We start from the raw sequence: 22,287 nt of genomic DNA, 5'->3' as shown, positions 1-22,287 counted from the left end.
CGCCTGGCGCGAGCCGGGCCGACGGGGCCGGCGAATGCCGGGCCCCGCGAACGGACTCGCATGTCAGATCATTGCGCACGCTCCGGAACCGGCAGATGCACCCATTCCGCGTAGAACGCATCGATGTCGGGCTCGAAGTCGTGAATGACCGGATACCACGGCGTAGGCGCCTCGACGTCGTGCATCGCTGCGCAGGTCGGACAGTAGTATTCGCGATAGACCTGCCATTGCGTATCCGGCGCCATCAGGCGGGGATAGACCTCGTCCATCGCCTCGTCGGATTCGCGCACGAAGACGTTCGCGTGCAGCTTCCAGTTGTCGCGGTAATCGCAGAACACGTGGCCGCAGTCGCACTGCGTGACCCAGTGCTTGGTCGCCCATTGCTGCACGATGTACAGGTGCGGGCCGAGCGGCAACACGATGCGGTCCTTCCAGCCGAGCTTCTGCTGCAGCGCCTCGACATACATCCGGAAACGCTCGCCGTCCTTCGGCATCGACAGCATGCGCAACGTCGTGTCCCAGTCGAGCTTGCCGTCGACCATGTTCCTGATCTGTTCCTTGGTGTAGGTAGACATTTCCAGTCCTCCATGTGGGTGATGGTGCGTAGGGGAATCCGGGTCACTCCTCGACCAGCACCACCGTATTGACGTCGGGCATCTTCGACAGGTCCATGCGGAATTTCGAACCGTAGGTCGGCACGTCGAGCTCGTCCTCGGTGAGCGTCCACGTGTCCGGCAGTTCCCAGAACGTGCGGAACTGCTGCTCGAATTTCTCCGACAGGCCGAAGCTCGTCGCGAACATATGCTGCACCTGCGTAGACGCGTGCTTGAGCAGGATCCGTTCGCGCTCGCCCTTCATCCATTCGCGGGTCGGTTGCGAGCGTGCGAGACGCGCGTTGCGGATCTCGATGCGCTGCAGCGCGCTCGCCTGCGGGTCGACCGTCCAGATGCCGTTGGCATTCCGTGTCGCGACCGCCCCGTAGACCTTCTGCGCGTATTCGGGCAGCAGCACCGCATTGTTGAGATCGCGTTCGATCGCGTCGATTTCCCGGTCGAGCGGATCGCCGAAGCCGGGGCCGCCGCGCAGGTAGTTCAGGTAGAGATCGTAGTTGCTGTAGCAGTCCTCCGTGGTCATGCACTGCTGGTCGCGCTTGACGATCGCACCGGCGTTCAGGTGGCTTTCGTAGTCCGGCAGGTCCGGATTCGTGTCGCCGCCGAGCGGCAGGCTCTCGCCCCGCGCGATGCGTTCCTCGAGGCCCGTGCGATGCGCTTCGAAGCGATAGCCGGTGGCAGGCGGGTAGCCGCCCATCAGCCCCCAGTCGCTGTTCATGTAGCCGTTGCCCATGAAGAACATCGTCCAGTCCTGCGCCTTCCAGACCATGCGCAGCGTCTCGAATCCGCAGCCGCCGCGGTATTTGCCGTAGCCGCCGGAATTCGACTTCACGTTGCGGCCGAGGTACAGCAGCGGCTCGGCCATCTCCCAGATCTCGATGTCGCCCATGTCGCCTTCGGGGTTCCAGATCGCGGCCGCATGATTCAGGCCGTCCTTGATCGCGCATGCGCCGGTGCCGCACGACGAAGCCTCGAAGCTGTTCACCGCATGGATGTCGCCGTCCTGGTTGATCCCGCCGCCCTGCAGCCAGTTCGACGTGTTCGCGTTCCCCGCGTTGACTTCCTCGAGATAGCCGCGGCTGAAATACGCCTGCGACAGGCCGCGCCACATCGCGCTCCAGCCCGACACCAGGAAGTGCCACGCGTAGGCGTGCCCGGTGCGGCGGTCGTCCGGATTCATCCATGCGCCCTTGGGCAGATGGAATTCGGTGCCGAAATACGCACCGTCGTTGATGCGCTGCGTCGGCACCAGCGTCTGCGTCATCATCACCCAGATGCCGCTCGTGAACGCGACCTGGTGCGCGTTGTACGAGTGCCAGCCCCAACGGCTCGCGCCCTCGAAATCGAGCCGCCACGAGCCGTCCTTGCGGATCTCCATCTCGACCGGCGAATGCATGATCGAGTCGAGCTTCGCGAACGCCGACGACGTCTGCACGTCCGGATGGTTGTACGGCACGTCGACGAACGCGACCTTGCGATACTTGCCGGGCAGCGTCATCGCCTTGATGCGCGTCTGCAGGCCGCGACGCCCTTCCTCGATCACCTCGTAGCTGAATTCCTCGTATGCGTCGAGGCCCTCCTCGGCGATCACTTCCTCGATCAGGTCGCGGATCATGTGGCAGCCGGCGATGCGCGTGCGCTCGTCGAGAATCCAGTACTTCGGCGTGCGAACCGAGCGCTGGCTCTCGTGCAGCCAGTCGCGCAGCGGCGTATCGTTCACGCCCGTCTTGCGGCACGTGATCATGTAGCCGTCGCCGAAGCGCTGCACCTGGCCCGTCGACATCGATCCCGGCGTCACCGCGCCCGTATCGATCACGTGCGTGACGCCGCCGACCCAGCCGACCAGCTTGCCGTGCGCGAAAATCGGCACGATCGTCGCGATGTCGCACGGGTGGACGTTGCCGATTGAGCAGTCGTTGTTGGTGAACATGTCGCCGGGCTGAATGCCCGGGTTGGCTTCCCAGTTGTTCTCGATCATGTACTTGATCGCCGCGCCCATCGTGCCGACGTGGATGATGATCCCGGTCGACGTGAGCACGCAGTCGCCCGCCGCGTTGTAGAGCGTGAAGCACAGCTCGCCTTCCTGCTCGACGATCGGGCTCGCGGCGATCTTCTTGGCCGTTTCGCGCGCATGCACGAGGCCGCCGCGCAGCTTCGAGAACATCTTCTCGTAGCGGATCGGATCGCGCTCGCGCAGCTCGAGCCGCTCGAGCCCGTTGTAATGGCCGGTTCGCTCGGTGCGCTCGAGAATGCCGTCGCGAAACTGCTTGAGCGTCTGGCCGTTCTTCAGCAGATCGGCGAAACCGACTTCCTGGCTGGACATCATGTTCATCGCATGTCTCCTTACTTGACTTCCCTGAGGTGGAAGAGGCGGTGCTTGTCGAGCGTGGTGGCGAAACCCTCGGGGACGACGAACGTCGTCGCGTCGGATTCGATGATCGCGGGGCCCGCGATCTCGTTGCCCGGCTTGAGCGACTCCATCCGCCAGATCACCGCGTCGTGCCACTGCTTGTTCCGATACAGACGCCGCGTGCCGATGCGCGCGTCCGCCGGCGGCGCCGGCTCGGCGACCGGGTCTTCCGGCAAGACCGGCTTCTGCGTGACGACCATGCCGCGCATGATCGCGCCCGTGACCGAGAAACCCAGCTCCGGCGAGCGCGCGGAACTCGCATACACGCGGCCGTAGGTGTCTTCGAACGCGGTCACGATCTTGTCCCAGTCGTGCGCACCGGACGCGCTCGCGATCGGCGACTCGATTTCGAGGTCGTTGAGCTGGCCCATGTACTGCATCCGGAAGCCCGGCCGCAGGATCACGTCCCGCTCGCTGAAGCCGTTGATGCGAAACTCGTCGATCACCTTGGCCGTCAGTTCGGACCAGGCCTTCTGGATCGTCTGCGCGGCACCCGCCTTTTCGTCGTCGGATGCGAGTTGCGGCAACGCGAGATCGACGCTCTTGTCGTAGCGATACTCGAAATCCGCGCACGCGCAGCCGAATGCCGAGAAGCCCGCCGCCCACGCCGGCACGACGACGTCCTTGAAGCCCAGCCCTTCGGTGTAGCCATAGGTATGAACCGGCCCCGCGCCGCCGTACGAGAAGCACACGAATTCGGTCGGGCTGTAGCCTTTCGCGCTGACGTTCGAGCGCAGGTATTCGCGCAGCTGCAGGTCGAGCAGTTCGATCACGCCGGCCGCCGCATCCTCCACGGAGAGCCCGAGCGGCTCGGCGATCTGCGCGCGGATGTGCTCGCGGGCGCGATTCACGTCGAGCTTGATCTGGCCGCCGAGGAAGTTGTCGGGATTCAGGTAGCCGAGCACGACGTGGCAATCGGACACGGACACCGTCGTCAGGCCGCTGTCGGGCCAGCACGTGCCGACGCGATAGCCTGCGCTGTCCGGCCCGAGCTTGATGGCGCCGCTGTACGGATCGAGCCGCACGAAGCTGCCGGCGCCCGCGCCGACCGAGTCCATCGTGACGAGCGGCAGCGACAGCACGAGGCGCGCCATGTCCGGGTCGGACGCGATCGCGAATTTGCCCTTGGTGATGAGCGCCATGTCGAACGACGTGCCGCCGATGTCCGAGCACGCGATGTTGTCGTAGCCGAGCGCCTCGCCGAGCAGCTTCGAGCCGATCACGCCGCCGATCGGCCCCGACACGATGGTGCGTGCCAGTTCCTTCGCTTTCCAGCTGATCGTGCCACCGTGCGTCGCCATCACCCGCAGGTCGAATTTCGCGCCGTGCTTGCGAAAGCGGTCGCTCACCTTCCTGAGTGTCTGCCGCGACGGTTCGGCCGCATACGCCTCGAGCACCGTCGTGTTCATCCGGTGGCTTTCCTTGCGCTGCGGGTAGTAGTCGACCGACGCGAAAACCGGGAGATCGACGCCGTGCCCGGCCAGCTCGTCGCGCACGATGTCGCGTGCCTGGCGCTCGCTCGTCGCGTTCTTGTGCGACTGGAGAAAGCAGATGACGATCGCCTTGGCGCCGGCGGCGACCAGCTCCCGCGTGGCCTGCCGCACTTCGCTTTCCCGCAGCGGAATGACGATTTCGCCCTGGACGTCGGTACGCTCGGTGACGCCGCGCGTGCGCGACAACGGCACGAGCGGCTCGTCGTAGCGGTGCGTATTCAGGTGGATGCGCTCTTCGAGCGCGTACCCGAGGTAGCTCTGGATCGCGCGCCCCATCAGGTGCACGTGCTCGAAGCCCTTGTTGACGAGCAGCCCGACGTCGAGCCCCTTGCGTTGCACGACGCGGTTGAGCATCGCCGTGCCGGAATACACGCAGGTGACGAGTTCCGGATAGACGTCGTCGACGTCGCGTTGCCAGTGGGCGAGCGCATCCTGCGACGAGTTGAAAATCGCTAGCGACTCGTCCTCCGGATTGCTTTGCGCCTTGCCGACGACGAACCGTCCGTCCTCGCGCACGAAGAAGGTGTCGGTCATCGTGCCGCCCGCGTCGATGCCCAAGACCTGGACTTGCGAAAGTCCTTCCATGGTTGATGTCTCCAATGATTGAAGTCGTGATGAGCCGTGTCCCGGTTCGAGCGAGGTCATCGTTCGAACCCGGGCGCCGGCTCGTCTGCAAGGAGGCAACAACCGTGCCATTCGGCGGATCGGGCGACTCGAAGCGCGCCAGGCCATGCCTGGCGTGGGGTCGTCGAACCGGGCGCATTGGCGCAGGTGGACGACGCCGCGACGGACGTCCGGATTCCGGACTGGTCCGGCGTCCGGATATCAGTCGGCGTCGCCGGCTGCGCGCCGTCGTTCGCGTTCAGCCATTCGGCTGATAGCCGCGCGGCCGGCCGGCCTCTAAAGTGGCCGGAATCCACACCTTTCCGGAGAACGACATGACGCACCCGCAACCCCGTACGATCGCGATCACCGGCGCAGGCACCGGCATCGGCGCTGCGTGCGCGCGCCGCTTCGCGGCCCGCGGCGACCGCGTCGTGCTGATCGGGCGACGTCGCGCACCGCTCGACGCGCTGGCCGCCGAAACGGGCGGCCTCGCGCTCGCGGGCGACGCGGCGAGCACGGCGGATTGGGCCGGTTTCCTGCCCGCAATCGCCGAACAGTTCGGCCGCGTCGACACACTCGTGGCCTGCGCGGGCGGCCACGGTCTCGGCCGCGCGGACGAAACCGACGACGCCCGGTGGCGCGATGCGATGCACGCGAACCTCGACACAGCGTTCGTCAGCGCCCGCGCGTGCCTGCCCGACCTGATCGCGCAGCGCGGCAGCATCGTGCTGGTCGCGTCGATCGCCGCGCTCGCGGCCGGCCCCGGCGTCTGCGGCTACACGGTCGGCAAGCATGCGCTGCTCGGGCTCGCGCGGTCGCTCGCCCGCGACTACGGGCCGCACGGCGTGCGCGCGAATGCGGTATGCCCGGGCTGGGTCCGCACGCCGATGGCCGATGCGGAAATGGAACCGCTGATGTCCGCATACGGCGACACGCTCGACGGCGCGTATGGGCGCGTGAGCGCCGACGTGCCGCTGCGGCGCGCGGCCGATCCGGACGAAATCGCGGCCGTGTGCGCGTTCCTCGCGTCGCCGGACGCGTCGTTCGTGACCGGCGCGACGCTCGTCGCGGACGGCGGCGCGATGGTCGTCGACGTACCGACGCTCGCATTCGACAAGCTGTAACGACGGGGAAGGCCATACCGCTGCGCGCGACGCGCCGCCGAATGCGGCCGCGCGACGTTTCCCGCTCGTCTTCCGGCACGCCGCACGGCCGGCGCGTTCGCCCGCCCGAAAATCCGCTAACATCGACCGATCCGCCGCCGCACGCGGCACCGCCTCACCGTTCGGGATTCGATGAACATCCGGTTTCTTGAAACCTTCGTCTGGCTCGCGAAGCTGGAAAACTTCCGGCTCACGGCCGAAAAGCTGCATACGACGCAGGCCGCCGTGTCGAGCCGCATCGCGTCGCTGGAAGAGGCGTTCGACGTGCGCCTGTTCGACCGCAACACGCGTTCGGCCACGCTCACGCCCGCGGGCCGGCGCATGCTCGCGTATGCCGAGCGGATCGTGCGGCTCGACAGCGAGATGCGACGCGACATCGATGCGGCGAGCGACGCCGGCCTGATCCGGATCGGCGTGATCGAGTCGATCGTGCACAGCTGGTTTCCGGCGCTGATGGCGCAACTGCGCGAGCGCTATCCGCGCCTCGACGTCGAGATCACGAGCGACACGACGCTGCACCTGATCCGGCTGCTGAGCACCGACGGCGTCGACCTGATCCTGCAGACCGACCCGGTGCCCGGCCCCGACTTCACGAACCTGCCGCTGTGCGAATTCCCGGTGCACTGGGCGGCAAGCCCGCGTCTCGGGCTCGGCGGCGAACGGCTCGACGTCGCGCGGCTCGCTGCATATCCGATCATCAGCTTCTCGCGCCACTCGGGTCCGCACGCGACGATCGAGCGGCTGTTCGCGGCCGTCGAACGGCCGGCCAGCATCAACTGCATCACGTCGGTCGCCGCGATGATCCGGCTCGTCGCGAACGGCTTCGGCGTGGCCGCGCTGCCGCCCGCGATCATCGGCCGCGAACTGCAGGAAGGTGCGCTCGAACTGCTCGACGTCGAACCCGAATTCCCCGCGCTGCCGCTGGTCGCGTCGTATCGCACGCAGGGCCAGCCGGTGGCCGCGCGCATCGCGGAGCTGGCGAGCGAAGTCGCGCGTGCGATGTCGGCGGCCGCGAGTCATGCGAAGCCGGGCGCGTCGGCGAAGGCCGATGCGGATACCGGCACCGTCGACAACGCGCCTGCCCGGGCGCCGGCCAAGACCAAAACCGCGGCGGTAAAACGCACGCCGAAATCCGCCCCGCCCGCGAAGCGCCGCCCGCGCCGCTCATAAGAAAACCTGTTCACCGCGAATTTGTTTTCTTGTTGGACGGGTGCGGCCCGTCTTCGGGACACTGCAGTTCCTGACACACCCCGTCTCAAGGAACCTCGCGATGACCCGCCTTTCCCTTCCTCACGGCCAGCTCTGCGTCTGGACGGATATCGACCCGGCCTACGAAGCCGATTTCAACGCGTGGTACGACCGCGAGCACATGCAGGAGCGCGTCGCGATTCCGGGCTTCACGCATGCCCGGCGGTTTCGCGCGACCGATAACGGCCCGCGCAAATACCTCGCGCTATACGTGACCGATACGCTCGACGTGTTTCGCAGCGACGCGTACCGGCGCGCGTTCACGGATCAAACGGCCTGGTCGCTCGCGAATTTCGAGCGGATGACGGGCACGCAGCGACGGGTCGGCGACCTGACGATCGAAGCCGGCGATGGCGAAGGCGTGCATCTCGCGCTGTTCGTGCTGCCGCCGGAACGCATCGACGTGCCGGGCCTGCGCGAACGCTTCGACGACGCACTGCGCGAACCCGGCATCCATGCGGCACGGCTGTTCCGCACCGCGCCCGATCTTTCCGCGCCGATCGGCGCCGATGCGGCCGCGCGTCCGGCCGCCGACGCGCTCGTGCTGATCGAGGGCAGCGACGCGGCCGCCACGCGCCGTGTCGCCGCCGCGCTCGCCGGGCACGACGACGTGCGCACGTTCGACCTGATGTGGCGCGCGGCCGCGCCGCTCGGGCTCGCCCGCCACGATGCAGAAACGAAGCCTGCAGCCGCCGCGCTGCCCGCCTGAACCCCGACACCGATGCCGGCACGGCCGCGCCGCGCACGCGCAGCACGCGGCCGGCCCGTCGGCCACGCGCGCCATCCCGTCATCCGTCACGACATGCCCGACACCATGAGCACTCTCGCCCAGCCCGCCGCCCACGCGCCCCGCCGCGTCCGCAACAGCCGACTCGCGACCGCGAGCATGATCGGTACGTCGCTCGAGTGGTACGACTTCACGATCTACAACACGCTCGCCGCGCTCGTCTTCAATCACCTGTTCTTTCCGTCGGTCGATCCGCTCGCCGGCACGATCCTCGCGTTCTCGACCTATGCGGTCGGCTACGTGTCGCGTCCGCTCGGCGGCTTCGTGTTCGGCAACCTCGGCGACCGGATCGGCCGCCGCGCGGTGCTGATGCTCACACTCGTGCTGATGGGGCTGACGACCGCGCTGATGGGCGCCCTGCCGACCTATGCGCAGGCGGGCATCCTGAGCCCGATCCTGCTCGTCGCGCTGCGCTTCGTGCAGGGCGTCGCGCTCGGCGGCGAATGGGCCGGCGCGGTGCTGCTGTCGGTCGAGCACGGCGACCAGAAACGCCGCGGACTGTCCGCGTCGTGGACGCAGATCGGCCCGTCGTTCGGCACGCTGCTCGGCACCGGCTGCATCGCGCTCGTCACGCTGTCGACCACGTCCGGCGACTTCCTGTCGTGGGGCTGGCGCGTGCCGTTCGCGGCCAGTGCGCTGCTCGTCGTGTTCGGTTTCTGGCTGCGCCGCGGCGTCGACGAAACGCCGCAGTTCGAGCAGCTCGCCGAATCGCACGCGACCGCCGAAGTGCCCGTCGCCGAAGTGCTGAAGTGCCACTGGCGGCGCCTGCTGATCGCCGGCGGTTCGCGGATCGGCTCGGACGTGCTGTACGCGCTGATCGTCGTGTTCACGCTGACCTACGTGACGACCGTGCTGCATCTGTCGCGCCCGGTCGCACTGACGGCCGTGATGGTCGGCACGGCCTGCAACGCGCTCGCGGTGCCGTTCTTCGGCGCGCTGTCGGACCGCTTCGGGCGCCGTCCGGTGTATCTCGCCGGCGCGATCGCCGGCATCGTGTGGGCGTTCGTGTTCTTCACGATGCTCGATTCGGCACGGCCCGCCGCGATCGTCGCGGCCGTCGCGATCGGCCTCGTGATCCATGCGGTGATGTACGGCCCGCAAGGCGCGTTCGTCACCGAGCAATTTCCGACTCGCGTGCGTTACGCAGGCTCGTCGCTGGCGTACACGCTCGCGGGCATCGTCGGCGGCGGCTTCGCGCCGCTCGTGATCGCCACGCTGTTCCGCGAGACGGGAACGACGACGGCCGTGTCGCTGTATGTCGCGGCGGCGCTCGTCGTCACGTCGGTCGCACTGCTCGCCGCGCGCGAAACCGCTCATCGGCCGCTCGCCGACTGAGCATCCCACGTCGATCGCCTCATTCATTCGTACTTCCAACGGATATCCGCATGCAAGCCCTGTCGTTCAACGTGATTTCCCCGCAAGGCGCACCGGCCGCCGTCGACGTCGAGATCGAGCGCGTCGTGATCGCCGGCTGGGCCGGACGCGATCCCGCCGCGATCCGTGCGCACATCGACGAACTCGCGGCACTCGGCGTCGCGCCGCCGTCGACCACGCCGTGCTTCTATCGCGTGGCGCCCACACTGCTCACGCAGGCGCCGTCGATCGGCGTGCTCGGCGCGCGCTCGGGCGGCGAGATCGAGTGCGTGCTGATCGACAGCCCGGCCGGCACGCTGGTCACGCTCGGGTCGGATCACACCGATCGGGAAGTCGAAGCGTATGGCGTCGCGGTGTCGAAACAGGTATGCGCGAAGCCGCTTGGCCGCGACGCGTGGCGCTACGCCGACATCGCCGATCACTGGGATGCGATCGAGATGCGTTCGTGGTGGATCAAACGAGACGGCGAACGCGTCGCGTATCAGCATGGCGCGGTCAGCGGGCTGCTCGCGCCCGATGCGCTGTGGCAGCGCTTCGACGACCGTCGCACGATGCCCGCGCGCTGCGCGATGTTCGGCGGCACCGTCGTCGTGCATGGCGCCATCGCGGCAATGGACGACGGCGATGCGTTCGAGATGGAACTGCACGATCCGGTGCTCGGGCGCAGCCTGCGGCACCGGTATGCGGTCGAGATGCTGCCGGTGGTGGCGTAACGACGGGCGGCGGTGAGGATCAGCCCCGTGCCGGCTTACCCCATTTCCGCCGCCGTCGCGCCCGCTCGCCGCAAGCACCCCAACCCCGCCAGCGCTTCCTCCACCGCCGTATCGAGCGGCGTCACCGGCTCGCGGCCGAGCGCCGCCGTCACGCGCGCGTTGTCCATCCGCAGCGGCTCGCGCCACAGATAGCGCATCTCGAGCATCTCGCGCATCGTCGTGACGAACGGCGCGGCCACCCACACGAGCCACCACGGGAAACGCCGCACCGTCGGCCGCATTCCGTGCCGCTGCGCGACGCGGCGCACGGCCTGCGCCATCTGCATGCCGTCCGCGTCCCAGTGACCGCCGAGATGAAAGCGCGCGAACGGCTCCAGCGTGTCGCGCCGCTCGATCAGTTCGACCATCGTGCGCGCGACGTCCGGCAGGTAGGCCCATTGATGGCCGACGCCCGGCCGGCCCGGCACGCTGATGGCGGCCACGGGCCGCCCGGCCTTGACGAGCCCTTGCCCGAACCAGTTGTTGCCCGCGTGCGCGCCGAAGAAATCGCCGGCCCGCACGATGATCGTCCACACGCCCTGCGCGGTCGCCGCCTGCAGCCGCCGCTCCAGCTCGACGCGGATCGCGCCCTTGCGGGTCGTCGGATGCTGCGGCGCCTCTTCACGCAGCACCGGAAACGCGTCGGGGCCGTAGTTGTAAACCGTCCCGGGCAGCACGACAGTCGCCTGCGCCACCGTCGCCGCCGCGATCGTGTTGTCGATCATCGGCAGCACCTGCTCGTTCCAGTTCCGGTAGCCGGGCGGGTTCACCGCATGCACGATCACGCTGCAGCCGCGCGCCGCGCGGACCACCGCTTCGCGATCGAGCGCGTCGCCGCGCATCCACGCGATGCCGTCGCGCTCCACCGTCTCGGCGTCGAGCCCGCGCTTGAGCGCGCGCACCTGCCAGCCGGCATCGCGCAACTGACGTGCGACCTCGCCGCCGATTCCTCCGCTCGCGCCGAGCACGAGTGCCCGTCGTTGCGTCCCGCCTGCGTTCGTCGTCATTGCCGCCCTCCATGAATGAACCGTCGATGAGCGCATTCTGGCGCGCGGCCGGCTAACAAGGAATTGCCGAACCTAATGGATCGGCTATACATTTATGCATGACCCCCGATCTGAACTGGGAACGCTACCGGACCTTCCTCGCCGTGCTGACGGAGGGCTCGCTGTCGGGTGCCGCGCGCGCGCTCGGCATCACGCAGCCGACGGTCGGCCGCCACGTCGCGGCGCTCGAAGCCGCGTTCGGCCAGACCCTGTTCACGCGCTCGCCGTCGGGGCTGCTGCCGACCGAGGCCGCCCTCGCGCTGCGCGGCCATGCGGAAGCGCTGCGCAGCGCGGCAGCCGCGTTCGAGCGCGCCGCCGCGAGCCATGGCGCGGGGGTGCGCGGCACGGTACGCATTTCGGCCAGCGACGTGATCGCGGTCGAGGTGCTGCCGCCGATGCTCGCGCAGTTGCGGCGCGACCATCCGGGGCTTGTGATCGAACTGGTGCCGACGGACCGCATCCAGGACGTGCTGAACCGCGAAGCCGACATTGCGGTGCGGATGACGCCGCCTGCGCAGGACGCGCTCGTGGCACGTCGCGTCGGCGAGATCGAAGTGGGGTTGTATGCACGCGACGACTATCTGGCGCGCAACGGCGCACCTTCGACGATCGACGATCTCGCGCACCACGCACTGATCGGCTTCGATACGGTCACGCCGTTCATCCGCGCGGCGAGCCGCGGGATGCCGATGTGGAAGCGCGACGCGTTCGCGTTGCGCACCGACAGCAATCTCGCGCAGCTCGCGATGATCCGCGCCGGCTACGGGATCGGCTTCTGCCAGGGCGGGCTCGCGAAACGCGATGCACGGCTCGCCCGCGTGCTGCCGGACAGGCTCGCGATGACGCTGGAAACCTGGGTGGTCATGCACGAGGATCTGCGCACGAGCCCGCGCTGCCGGGCCGTGTTCGATGCGCTGGCGAACGGGCTGCGCGCGTATGCTGAAGGGACGGCCGACTAGGGCGTTCGCCCCTGCCGCACCGGCGATTCGCCGCGCCGCGCGCTACTCGTGGATCTTGCCGGCGAACAGGATGTCCGCGATGCGCCGCCACGGATTGTCGGGCAGGTCGTGGCGACGCAGCCCTTCCTCGGACGCCTCGGCCCAGTCAACCATCGCCTCCAGGTACTCGCCGATCGAGCGGTTCTCCCAGCCGAGCACCGCGGCCGCATACGGCGCCGGCGGCACGTCGGCCTCGAGCTGACGCTCCTTGCGCCAGTCATTGCCGAGCACGCGCAGGAAATGGATCAACGAGCGCTCGTCGACCACCCGCTCCAGCGCGTGCTGCAACCGCTCGGCCATCTGGCGCTTCAGTTCGTCGTTCATGCGTAGCCCCCCTTGCCTGTCCCCCGAATACATGCCGACGCCCCGCGCGCGGCATGATTTCACATCAGCAACTGCCGCGACAGCACCTCGCGCGCCTGCGTGACGGTCTCGCGTTCGCCGGGCATCGGCGGCGTCAGCGAGAACACGGCATCGGGCAGCGCCGGCAGCCGGTATTTCGCGCCCAGCCGCACAAGCCCCTCGCCGATCGCCGACGCGCACAGGCACCCCACGCCCAGCCCCGCCGCGAGCATCGACTGCAGCCCCGCGACGCCCGATGCGCTGTGCACGAGCACATACGGCGCGTGCTGCTCGTCGAGCGAGCGCACCGCGATCTGATGCATCATGCAGTCGTCCGGCAGCAGCACGAGCGGCAACGGCTCGGGCAACTGCTCGGCCAGCGCCGGCGACGCGACCCACGACAGCGGTTCGCGCCGCAGCACCCAGCGCGTATCGGCCGACGCGGGCCGGAACGGGCCGCTCGACAGGTTCATCACGACGCCGAGATCGATCTGCCCGCGCGCATGCGCGGTTTCGATCTCGGCACTCTTCATCGCGCTCACGTGCAGGCTCAGCTGCGGGTAGCACTCCCGCAGCCGCGCGAGCAGCCCCGCGACTTCATGCGTCCGGTAGTAATCGGTGATCGCGACGCGCAATTCGCCCTTGATCGCCTGCCCGCGCAACTCGTCGAACGCCGCCTCGTTCAGCGCGACGATGCGCCGTGCGTGCTGCAGCAAGCGCGCGCCGGCCGGCGTCGGCTCGACGCCGCGCTTGCTGCGCACGAACAGCGGCACGCCGGCGCGCGATTCGAGCTTGCGCACCTGCTCGCTGACCGTCGACTGTGACAAATGCAGCAGCGGTGCGGCCGCCGTAAGGCTGCCCGCATCCGCCACCGCCGCGAAAGTGCGCAACTGATCCAGATCGAAACCGCGCATCGCCCTTCTCCATCCATCGAATAACACGATGGATGCTACCACCTATTCCCGCTTTTCCGAATCATTGGCGATCCGCAGAATGTCGCTTCAACGGCATGCCGCCGAACCCGGCTCGCCCGGCTCGGCATGCAGCCCTCATTCTTTCGGACCTCCGTACATGACCGACAACACCCTCGCCCGTTGCGCGCCGGCCGGCACAGCCGCCGCGGCACCGGCGCGCAGCCATCATGGCTGGGCGCTCGTGGTCCTGCTGGTCGGCGCCATTCTGCCGCCGCTCGACTACTTCATCGTGAATCTCGCGCTGCCCGCCATTCGCGACGGCATCGGCGCCCGCCCGGCTCAGCTGGAGCTCGTCGTGTCGGCCTATGCGTGCGCCAACGCAGTCGTGCAGATCACCGGCGGCCGCCTCGGCGACCTGTACGGTCGCAGGCGCATGTTCATGATCGGCATGGCCGGCTTCGTGGTCGCGTCGACCCTGTGCGGGCTCGCCGGCAGCGGCGCGGTGCTCGTCGGCGGCCGTGTGCTGCAGGGCCTGTTCGCCGCGATCCTCGCGCCCCAGGTGCTCGCGACGATCCGCAGCGTGTTCGGCCCGCAGGAGCAGGTGCGCGTGATGGGCTTCTACGGTTTCGTGTTCGGGCTTGCTGCCGTGATCGGCCAGCTCGGCGGCGGTGCGCTGATCAGCCTGCATCCGTTCGGACTCGGCTGGCGCGCGATCTTCCTCGTCAACCTGCCGATCGGCATTCTCGCGCTGATCGGCAGCTGGCGCTTCATCCCGGAAAGCCGGCCGCCGCGCGGCCAGCGCATCGACGTGCCCGGCACGGTGCTGCTGTCGCTGTTCCTTCTGATGCTCGTCTATCCGCTCACGCACGGGCGCGAAGCCGGCTGGCCGCTGTGGATGGTCGCGTGCCTCGTCGGCGCGCTGCCGATGCTCGGCGCGCTGCTGACGGTCGAAGCGCGCCGGCTCGCCGGCGGCCGCGATCCGCTGCTGGACGTGCGCCTGCTGCGCAATCCCGTCGTCGCACTCGGGCTCACGCTCGCGTTCCTGTTCTACATGCTGAGCGCGTTCTTCCTGAGCTACGGGATCTACCTGCAGGGCTGCCTGAACTGGTCGCCGCTCGCGTCCGGGCTCGCGATCCTGCCGCTCGGCATCGGCTTTCTGGCGAGCCCGCTGCTGATGCCGCGGCTCGTCGACCGGTTCGGCGGCTATCGCGTACTCACGCTCGGCTTCGCGATGCTGGCAGCCGGCGTCGCGACCGCCGCCGCGCTGGCCGGCGACCATGCGCCCGGCGCCGGCTTCTATGCCGGCATCACGGCGATCGGAGTCGGACAAGGGCTCGTGCTGCCGTCGGTCGTGCGGATCGTGCTCGCCGAAGTGGACGCGGCCCGCGCGGGGGTCGCGTCCGGCATGGTCACCGCGATGTTGCAGATCGGCGCGGCCGTCGGCGCGGCGACGCTCGGCGGGCTGTTCTTCGCGCGGCTCGGCGCGCATCCGGCCGCAACCGATTACGTCGCGGGTTTCCGGACGGCGATGCGGGCGCTGACAGCCCTGTTGCTCGTGTGTATCGCATTGTCGGCCGCGTTGGGGCCGATGCATCGGCGGGCGCGGGCTCACGCGTGACGCTGCCGGGCCTGGAACGCCTTGGCTGCGGCGCACCGGTAACGGCGCATGCACGGCCGCTCGCCGGCATCGGGACCGGCATCACTTCACTGCTGATGCTTCTGTTGCGAATGCCGCGCTTCCCATTCGGCCAGCTCGACGCGGTAGCGCGCGAGTGCTTCGTCGTACAGGTCGAAAACGCACGGCGAACAACCGCTGTTGCAGCAGTCTTCCAGTTCGGGTTGTACGGGCGGGGTCGGACGCGGATCGTCTGCGGGGGATTCGAGGGCGGGAGACTTTGGCACGGCGAAAATCGGATGAAAAGACGTGCTCAGTATACGCGGATGCCGCGTCACATCCGTTCGTGATCAATGTGCCGCCGCATTGCCGCGCGTTCGTCCATAATGGCCCGATTATCGGCGGCCCGGACGGCCATGTCGACGACACGCTCTCGTTGCGCGCATGTCCAGCGCCGTCGCCGTCCGGATCGCCGACCCTCTACCCCCGGGAGTCGCGTCATGGCCGAAGCCGTGAATCCGCCGGAAGTCTGGGCGCCGTTCGGCGCGTTCTCGATTGCCGTGATTCAGGGCGACGGCCGGATCGTGCATCTGAAGGGGCAGGTCGCGCTCGACCGGGACGGGCACGTCGTCGGTGCCGGCGACATGCGGGAGCAAGTCCTGCAGACGCTCGGCAACGTCCGGGACGTGCTCGCCGCCCTCGGCGGACAGATGCAGGACGTGATCTCGCTGGTTCACTACGCAACCGACATCGACGCGTTCATGCAGGCCGGCGACGTTCGCAAGACGTTCTTCGCCGAACCCTATCCCGTGACGACGACCGTCCAGGTCGAACGTCTGTACCATCCCGATCTGCTGATCGAAATCGCGGCGATCGCGGAAATTCCGTCGACGCGGTTCCGCAGGCCGCCCCCGCCAGGCATGAATCGACGACACGGTGGCAGTTGGCGCGACGGCCGGGGTGCTGCCGGCCGACCGCGTCGTCACCGCCATCGCGCCTACTTCGCCGGCGCCTCGGGCTTCGCCTTGTCGGCGAGCGGTTGCCACGCGGCACCCAGCGCATACCAGTCGATGCGCCGCGTGAGCGTCATGATCCCGGCGAGGATCGCGAACAGCAGCAGCGAGCCGAGCATCAGCGCGTTGTCCTCCGACAGCAGCAAGCCGTAGAGCGCCGCGTACAGGATCGCGAGCAGCCCGGCGAAGGCGGCGCCGCGCTTCACGCTGTGCAGCACGAACGACAGATAGAAGCCGAGCAGCCCGATGCATGCGCCGCTTGCCGCGAGATACGCGTAACCGAACGCGATGTGCTCGGACAGGCTCAGCAACAACAGGAAGAACAACGCGAGCGACAGGCCGACCAGCAGGTACTGGATCGGGTGAATGCGCAACCGCTTCACGAGTTCGTACATGAAGAAACTCGCAAACGTCAGGACGACGAACAGTGCGCCATATTTCGTCGCACGTTCGGTTTGCAGATAGACGTTCACCGGTTCGATCACCGACACCGACGCCGTCTCCAGCGCGCCCTCCCCGTTGCCGGCTGCGATCTGCTCGCGCACCTTCGTATTGAACGACGTCACGCGCCAGTTGCCGGTGAACCCGTGTGCGTCGACGGTGCGGCGATACGGCAGGAATGTGCCGCCGAAACTCGGATGCGGCCACGTCGACCTCAGCGAAAAATCGTTCTGGTCGGCCACCGGCGCGAACGAAACGGATTCCGCGCCGCGCAGCGGCAACGCGATGCTGAACGGCACGACCGTCCCCGGACTCGCGTCCGCCAGCGCCGCGAGATCGAGGTTCGCGTGCACGCCCTGGCGCAGGCCGTCGAGCCGCGTGCCCTGCTCCAGGCCGAGCGCCCGGCCGGCGAGGTTCAGCACCGGCTGCGACGTCAGCCCGCGAATATCGCCGATGCCGATCGCGACGTATGCGCTGTCGATCGTGAAGCTCACGTGAGCGTCGGCCTGCGGCAGCTTCTTCAGGTCCGGCAGCGCCAGCGTACCCGACAGCCGGCTCTGCAGGTCGTACACCAGCGCCTTGTGAATGCCCCGATAGCGCATGCTCGTCTCCAGCGTGCCTTCGACATTCAGCGTCTTCGGAAACACGAACAGGCGCCGGCTCTCGCGATGCAGGCTCGTCTTCGTCGCGCCGCCGGCCGGTGTGTCGTCGCGCACGCGCGTGACTTCCGTGTACCGCACGACCAGCACCGGGCCCGTCACCGTTTGCGGCCCCGCATAGCTGGACCAGACGCTCTGCAACGCGCTGTCGCGATACGCCGCGCGTTCCTGCACGATGCCGCCGACCATCTGTAACGGGATCAGGATCAGTAGCGCGAGGCACGCGGTGATCAGGGACTTGAACAACAGGACTCGATTCATGCTGACGGGTACCGGAGTGAAGGTACGGTCAGCATGAGCCGGCCCGGTGAAGGCCGATTGAAGCCGGTGTGAAGCGAAGGTGTGGCGAGTGTGTGGCGGGCGTGAGGCGCGCTCAGCCCGGCGACGGCAGCGTGAGCGTCGCGCACGCGCCGCCTTCGTCGCGATTCGCGAGCGAGATCTGGCCGCGATGCAGCATCGCGACTTCGCGGACGAAGCACAGGCCGAGCCCCGTGCTGCGGTCCTGCCCGTCGGGACGCGGCAGCGAATAGAAGCGCTCGAACACGCGTGCCAGCGCGTAGTCGGGCACGCCGGGGCCGGCGTCGGCGACGCGTACGACCGCGACCTGCCCGCGCCCCGCCGCGTGCCGTTCGAGTGTGACCCGGATCGCGCTGCCGCGCGGCGCGAAATCCAGTGCGTTGTCGAGCAGGTTGCCGAGCGCCTGGCGCAGCAGGAACGGATCGCCGTCGACGACCGCCGCGCCGGCCGCGCGATCGGCATCGATTCGCACGCTCACGCCGCGCTGACGCGCGCGCGGCTCGAGGTCCTCGACGAGCTGGTCGAGCACCGGCAGCAGCGCAACCGGTTCGTGTACCGACAGCCGCTGCTTCTGCTCCACTTCGGCGAGCGCGAGCAGCTTGCGGATCATCTGCTCGAGGCGGCCAGCCTGGCGGCGGATGTTCTCGGTGAAACGCCGGCGGTTCGCAACCGGCATCTCTTCGTGCAGCAGTTCGGCCGCACCGCTGATCGCTGCAAGCGGGCTCTTCATTTCATGCGTGAGCGTGTGGATGTAGGTCTCGACGTATTGCCGGTCCTCCAGACGCTGGTGCATGGTTTCCACCGCGCGGCCGAGCTCGGCCAGTTCGTTCGCGCCCTGCAGCGGCATCGTCGCGCGCTCGCCGGCCGCGATCGCACGCGCATAGCGCTGCAGGCGCCGCAGCCCGAGCACGAGCCACCACGTGCATGCGACGCCGATCAGGATCGCGCCGCCCATCAGCAGCGCGCCATACAACATGATCTTGCGCTGGCTGCGCGCGATGAACGGCGCGACCGTCTGGTTCGGCTTCGCGATCGTCAGCACGCCGATGATCGCGTCGCCGTGCCGGATCGGCGCCGCGACGTGCATCACGGTGCTGCTGTCGTCGTTCGGATCGGCGCGCGTGCTGCGGGCGCCATACTCGCCGCGCAACGTCCGGTACACGTCGTTCCAGCGCGAATAGTCCTGGCCGACCGCGACACCGGCCGAATCGTAGCGGACGATGCCGCGTGCATCGGTGACGTAGATCCGGTAGCTGATCGCGTCCTTGTGCATGCCCCAGACGTTCGCGCTGACCGGACGTGCGTGCAGCGTGTCGAGCTGGCGCGCGAACGCGCCGTCGGCGATGTGTCCGCTCGCCATGTCGTCGGATGCGAGCGTCGCGAGCACCTGGGCGGTGTCGACCAGCGTGTCCTCCATCGCTTCGCGTACGCCGGGCTTCACTTCCTGCACGAACACCCGCAGCGTGATCAGCGCGGCGAGGCCGACGATCAGGAAGAAACCGAAGAAGATGCGCAGGCCGATATGCATGGTGCGGTTCCGCTCGTCACGGTTGCAGCGAATAACCCATGCCGCGATGCGTGCGGATCGGGTCGCGTTCGGGGTCGATCGCGCGCAGTTTCGCGCGCAGCGTCTTGATGTGCGTGTCGACCGTGCGATCGGCCGAGTCGAATGCCTCATGCCACACGAGGTCCATCAGTTGCTCGCGCGAGTAGATGCGCCCCGGATGCCGGACGAACAGCGCGAGCAGGCCGAATTCGTAGCGCGTCAGGTTCAACGGGTGGCCGAGCCATGCCACGCGCGCCCCGTCGGTATCGAGTTCGAAGCCCGGTGCGACGGACGCAACGGGCGCAGCGGGCGCGGGCGCTGCCGTTGCCGGCTGTGGATGCGGCATCGCCGGCCGGTAGAAGCGCCGCAGGATCACGCGCACCCGCGCGGCCAGTTCGCGCGGCGAGAACGGCTTGACCACGTAATCGTCCGCGCCGATTTCGAGCCCGACGATCCGGTCGATCTCGTCGTGCCGCGCGGTGAGGAAGATCACCGGTACGTCCGAGAAGGTCCGCAACCGGCGGCACACCTCGAAGCCGCTCAGGTCGGGCAGGCCGACGTCGAGCACCACGAGGTCGAAGCGCGTGTCGCTCAAGCGGTCGAGCGCCGCCTGCCCGAGCGTGCAGTGCACGGTCTGCATGCCTTCCGTGCCGAGGGCGTAGACGATCGTGTCCGCGATCGCCAGTTCATCTTCGACGATCAGGATATGTGGCTGATTCATGGTCTCGGGTTCTGTCGCGCAATCCGGTGCGACATTGTACGCACGGCCGGATGCGGCACGCGCCCCCCGCCGCGAGCCCCCCGTCCGTTACACCACGCGACCGCTCACCGGAATCGATGCGCCGGTGATCGCCTGCGCGCCGGCCGACAGTAGAAACCCGATCGTCGCCGCGAGCTGTTCGGGCCGGACCCAGCGCGAGAAGTCCGCGTCGGGCATGTCCTTGCGGTTCGGCGGCGTGTCGATGATGCTCGGCAACAACGCGTTCACGGTCACGCCGCGATCGAGCAGTTCCGCCGCCAGCGCCTCGGTGAGCCGCGCGACGCCCGCCTTCGCGGCCGCATACGCGCCCATCCCTGCGCCGGCCTTGAACGCCGCGCCCGCGCCGATGTTGACGATGCGGCCGGCCTGGCTCGCCACCAGATACGGCAACGCGGCCTTCGACGCATTCAGCGCCGTCTTCACATTCAGTTCGTACATGCGGTCCCACGTGGCCGCATCGCCATCGGCGATCGTCTGCCACACGAATGCACCCGCGATGTTCAGCAGCGCGTCGACCCGGCCGAGTTCGCGATTCACGGTGTCGAGCGCCTGCACGGCCGCCTGCGGATCGACGAGATCGATCCCGCCGATGCGCAGCGCGTCGGCCGGCACGCCGGATAGCGTCTCGTCGGGCGCCGCGCCGCGGCCGATCAGCGCGACGCGCGCGCCGTGCCGGCCGAGCCAGGCTGCCGTGGCGACGCCGAGATGGCCGAATCCGCCGGTGATCGCGACTGCCTTGCCTTTCAGTTCGTGTTCCATCGATGCGTTCTCCAATGTCGAGGGTGTTCGATTATGCACGCTGCGAGGCCGATGCCGGCCGCCGCCCGAGTGTGCCGCGCCGGCGTTTCGACGGCGTAGCGCCGTTCACGCATCCGTGCGCACGACGACGAGACTGCGGCGGCGCAGTTCCTCCGTCGTCTCGCCCCGGTTGTCCGGACGCCAGCCCGGCGGCAGCATCACGAAGCGCAGCGCGGTCCAGACGTCGCGGGCGGCGGCGACGTCGCGAGCCAGGCTCGCCCAGTGCTCGAGTTCGACGACGAACGGGTTGCGCGACCGGGTCGGCGTGACGAGGCCGTAGCGGCACGGTTCGTCCGCGCGTTCCGCGACGTAGGTACCGAACAGCCGGTCGAACACGATCAGCACACCACCGTAGTTCGCGTCGAGGTAGTCGAGGTTCGACGCATGGTGTACACGGTGCGCGGACGGCGTGTTGAACACGTATTCGAACCAGCCGAGTTTCGGCATCCACGTGTTGTGCAGCCAGAACTGGTACAGCAGGTTGAACGACAGGATCGCGAGCACGGCTTCCGGACGCACGCCGAGCCACACGAGCGGCGTGAAGAACATCGCGGCGCCAGCGATCTTGCCGGTCCAGCCGAGCCGGAACGCGGACGACAGCGTCAGCTGGTTCGGCGAATGATGCACGGCATGCGTCGACCAGAAGAAGCGGACCCGGTGCGACGCGCGGTGATACCAGTAGTAGCAGAACTCCTGGCCGACGAACACGAGCAGCGCGAGCGCGACGCTGTGCAGCGGGATCGTGAACAGCCGGTGCGTCCACGCGAAGTCGAAGATCGGCGTGGCGAGCGACAGCGGCACCAGCGCGAGCAGCTTGCGGCCCGCGAGATCGGCAAGCGACAGCCAGACCTCGTTCCAGTCGAACGGTTCGGACCGGCGGCTGCGGCGCCAGGTGAGCACGGCCGCTTCGACGAGCGACACGGCGACGATGAAGAGTGTGGCGAAGTACGCAAGCTTGCCGGTGGTCATGAGCATGATGAGTCTCTCCTTCGGTTGAATCGGACGCGTCATGTGCAGCACGTGCCGCGGTCGCGTCGAATGAGACGCACTGTAGTGGGCGGGGTGCGGTAACGCCACGAATCAAATGTGTCGCGGTATGTCGCGGGGAGAAGGGGTTGGGCGTTTGCTGCGGCCGCGGCCCTGCGTGTGCGGGGGCCGGGAGTGGCTGCGGTTACACGTCGCGTTTGGCCGGCGGGAAATATGTCGGCGCATGTCGCCGAGCGGCATGAACGGCGGCAGTGGTCGCCACCGCTGCCGCTGTGTCGGAAGAATGCGGGCATGGCATTTGTTACGGGAGATGCTGGTTCGCGATGCACGCGACGACAGGATGATGTTGCTGGTTCCGGCCGGGCTCGTCCGGTGCATTCGTCGGACGGTAATGGGCGGCATCTCTCGGCGAATCGCGTTCGGATCA

The 22,287-nt window shown here is 68.2% G+C and carries 19 protein-coding genes and 1 pseudogene; 8 read left to right on the top strand and 12 right to left on the bottom strand.

All coding sequences use genetic code 11. The features are described from left to right. Window positions 1–68: 68 nt before the first annotated feature. Genes J7024_RS21070 through J7024_RS21060 form a run of 3 tightly spaced genes read right to left on the bottom strand, consistent with a single transcriptional unit; the run spans window position 69 to window position 5,099 of the window. Window positions 69–575, bottom strand: a complete 507-nt coding sequence (locus J7024_RS21070; protein ID WP_124829971.1) for an acetone carboxylase subunit gamma — start codon at window positions 573–575, stop codon at window positions 69–71. Between the two features lie 43 nt (window positions 576–618). Next, a complete protein-coding gene (locus J7024_RS21065; RefSeq protein WP_124829970.1) occupies window positions 619–2,943 on the bottom strand; it encodes a hydantoinase B/oxoprolinase family protein in 2,325 nt (774 codons plus the stop codon). A gap of 11 nt (window positions 2,944–2,954) precedes the next feature. Beyond that, on the bottom strand, window positions 2,955–5,099 hold the full coding sequence (locus J7024_RS21060) for a hydantoinase/oxoprolinase family protein (protein ID WP_124829969.1): 2,145 nt from the start codon (window positions 5,097–5,099) through the stop codon (window positions 2,955–2,957). 353 nt (window positions 5,100–5,452) lie between these two features. Here J7024_RS21060 and J7024_RS21055 point away from each other — a divergent pair, with 353 nt between their 5' ends. From J7024_RS21055 to J7024_RS21035, 5 genes are all read left to right on the top strand, one after another. Next, a complete protein-coding gene (locus J7024_RS21055; RefSeq protein ID WP_175751801.1) occupies window positions 5,453–6,244 on the top strand; it encodes an SDR family NAD(P)-dependent oxidoreductase in 792 nt (263 codons plus the stop codon). 171 nt (window positions 6,245–6,415) lie between these two features. Beyond that, complete coding sequence (locus tag J7024_RS21050; RefSeq protein ID WP_124829967.1) at window positions 6,416–7,453, top strand: LysR family transcriptional regulator; 1,038 nt, start codon at window positions 6,416–6,418, stop codon at window positions 7,451–7,453. A gap of 100 nt (window positions 7,454–7,553) precedes the next feature. Further along, window positions 7,554–8,240, top strand: a complete 687-nt coding sequence (locus J7024_RS21045; RefSeq protein WP_234745431.1) for a DUF4286 family protein — start codon at window positions 7,554–7,556, stop codon at window positions 8,238–8,240. 93 nt (window positions 8,241–8,333) lie between these two features. Next, window positions 8,334–9,653: an MFS transporter gene (locus J7024_RS21040; protein ID WP_124829965.1), complete on the top strand. Its 1,320-nt coding sequence runs from the start codon at window positions 8,334–8,336 to the stop codon at window positions 9,651–9,653. A 50-nt stretch (window positions 9,654–9,703) separates the two neighbouring features. After that, window positions 9,704–10,405, top strand: a complete 702-nt coding sequence (locus J7024_RS21035) for a DUF2848 domain-containing protein (RefSeq protein ID WP_175751804.1) — start codon at window positions 9,704–9,706, stop codon at window positions 10,403–10,405. 35 nt (window positions 10,406–10,440) lie between these two features. Here the strand turns inward: J7024_RS21035 and J7024_RS21030 are convergent, their stop codons facing one another. Further along, entirely contained in the window at window positions 10,441–11,451 is a 1,011-nt protein-coding gene (locus J7024_RS21030; protein ID WP_175751805.1) for an NAD-dependent epimerase/dehydratase family protein, read from the bottom strand. Between the two features lie 98 nt (window positions 11,452–11,549). Between J7024_RS21030 and J7024_RS21025 the strand changes: the two genes are divergently transcribed. Beyond that, entirely contained in the window at window positions 11,550–12,449 is a 900-nt protein-coding gene (locus J7024_RS21025; RefSeq protein ID WP_124829962.1) for a LysR family transcriptional regulator, read from the top strand. Window positions 12,450–12,491: 42 nt separating this feature from the next. Here J7024_RS21025 and J7024_RS21020 read toward each other — a convergent pair whose 3' ends face one another. Continuing rightward, entirely contained in the window at window positions 12,492–12,812 is a 321-nt protein-coding gene (locus tag J7024_RS21020) for a DUF7660 family protein (RefSeq protein WP_124829961.1), read from the bottom strand. 59 nt (window positions 12,813–12,871) lie between these two features. After that, window positions 12,872–13,744 (bottom strand): LysR family transcriptional regulator, encoded by an 873-nt coding sequence (locus J7024_RS21015; protein WP_124829960.1) that lies wholly within the window; start codon window positions 13,742–13,744, stop codon window positions 12,872–12,874. Between the two features lie 157 nt (window positions 13,745–13,901). Between J7024_RS21015 and J7024_RS21010 the strand changes: the two genes are divergently transcribed. Next, the gene (locus J7024_RS21010; protein ID WP_175751806.1) at window positions 13,902–15,362 is read left to right on the top strand and encodes an MFS transporter; all 1,461 of its coding nucleotides are present in this window, start codon (window positions 13,902–13,904) and stop codon (window positions 15,360–15,362) included. Between the two features lie 86 nt (window positions 15,363–15,448). Here the strand turns inward: J7024_RS21010 and J7024_RS21005 are convergent, their stop codons facing one another. Beyond that, the gene (locus tag J7024_RS21005; RefSeq protein ID WP_124829958.1) at window positions 15,449–15,646 is read right to left on the bottom strand and encodes an oxidoreductase-like domain-containing protein; all 198 of its coding nucleotides are present in this window, start codon (window positions 15,644–15,646) and stop codon (window positions 15,449–15,451) included. 213 nt (window positions 15,647–15,859) lie between these two features. On the opposite strand from J7024_RS21005, the pseudogene J7024_RS21000 reads away from it, so the two are divergent. Then, window positions 15,860–16,267: pseudogene (locus J7024_RS21000) on the top strand (RidA family protein); the annotation flags it as partial. A gap of 89 nt (window positions 16,268–16,356) precedes the next feature. On the opposite strand, the gene creD reads toward J7024_RS21000, so the two are convergent. The 5 genes from creD to J7024_RS20975 form a co-directional block, all read right to left on the bottom strand. Next, window positions 16,357–17,733, bottom strand: a complete 1,377-nt coding sequence (gene creD, locus J7024_RS20995; RefSeq protein WP_124829956.1) for a cell envelope integrity protein CreD — start codon at window positions 17,731–17,733, stop codon at window positions 16,357–16,359. A 112-nt stretch (window positions 17,734–17,845) separates the two neighbouring features. Further along, complete coding sequence (gene creC, locus J7024_RS20990; RefSeq protein ID WP_124829955.1) at window positions 17,846–19,297, bottom strand: two-component system sensor histidine kinase CreC; 1,452 nt, start codon at window positions 19,295–19,297, stop codon at window positions 17,846–17,848. A gap of 16 nt (window positions 19,298–19,313) precedes the next feature. Then, a complete protein-coding gene (gene creB / locus J7024_RS20985; protein WP_124829954.1) occupies window positions 19,314–20,036 on the bottom strand; it encodes a two-component system response regulator CreB in 723 nt (240 codons plus the stop codon). A gap of 87 nt (window positions 20,037–20,123) precedes the next feature. Further along, a complete protein-coding gene (locus J7024_RS20980) occupies window positions 20,124–20,834 on the bottom strand; it encodes an SDR family NAD(P)-dependent oxidoreductase (RefSeq protein WP_175751807.1) in 711 nt (236 codons plus the stop codon). A 105-nt stretch (window positions 20,835–20,939) separates the two neighbouring features. Continuing rightward, complete coding sequence (locus J7024_RS20975; protein ID WP_124829952.1) at window positions 20,940–21,848, bottom strand: sterol desaturase family protein; 909 nt, start codon at window positions 21,846–21,848, stop codon at window positions 20,940–20,942. Window positions 21,849–22,287: the final 439 nt, after the last annotated feature.

Origin of the sequence: Burkholderia sp. WTPI3, assembly GCF_021483755.1 — a bacterium.
Taxonomy (GTDB): domain Bacteria; phylum Pseudomonadota; class Gammaproteobacteria; order Burkholderiales; family Burkholderiaceae; genus Burkholderia.
This window is presented reverse-complemented; position numbering and strand designations above follow the sequence as displayed.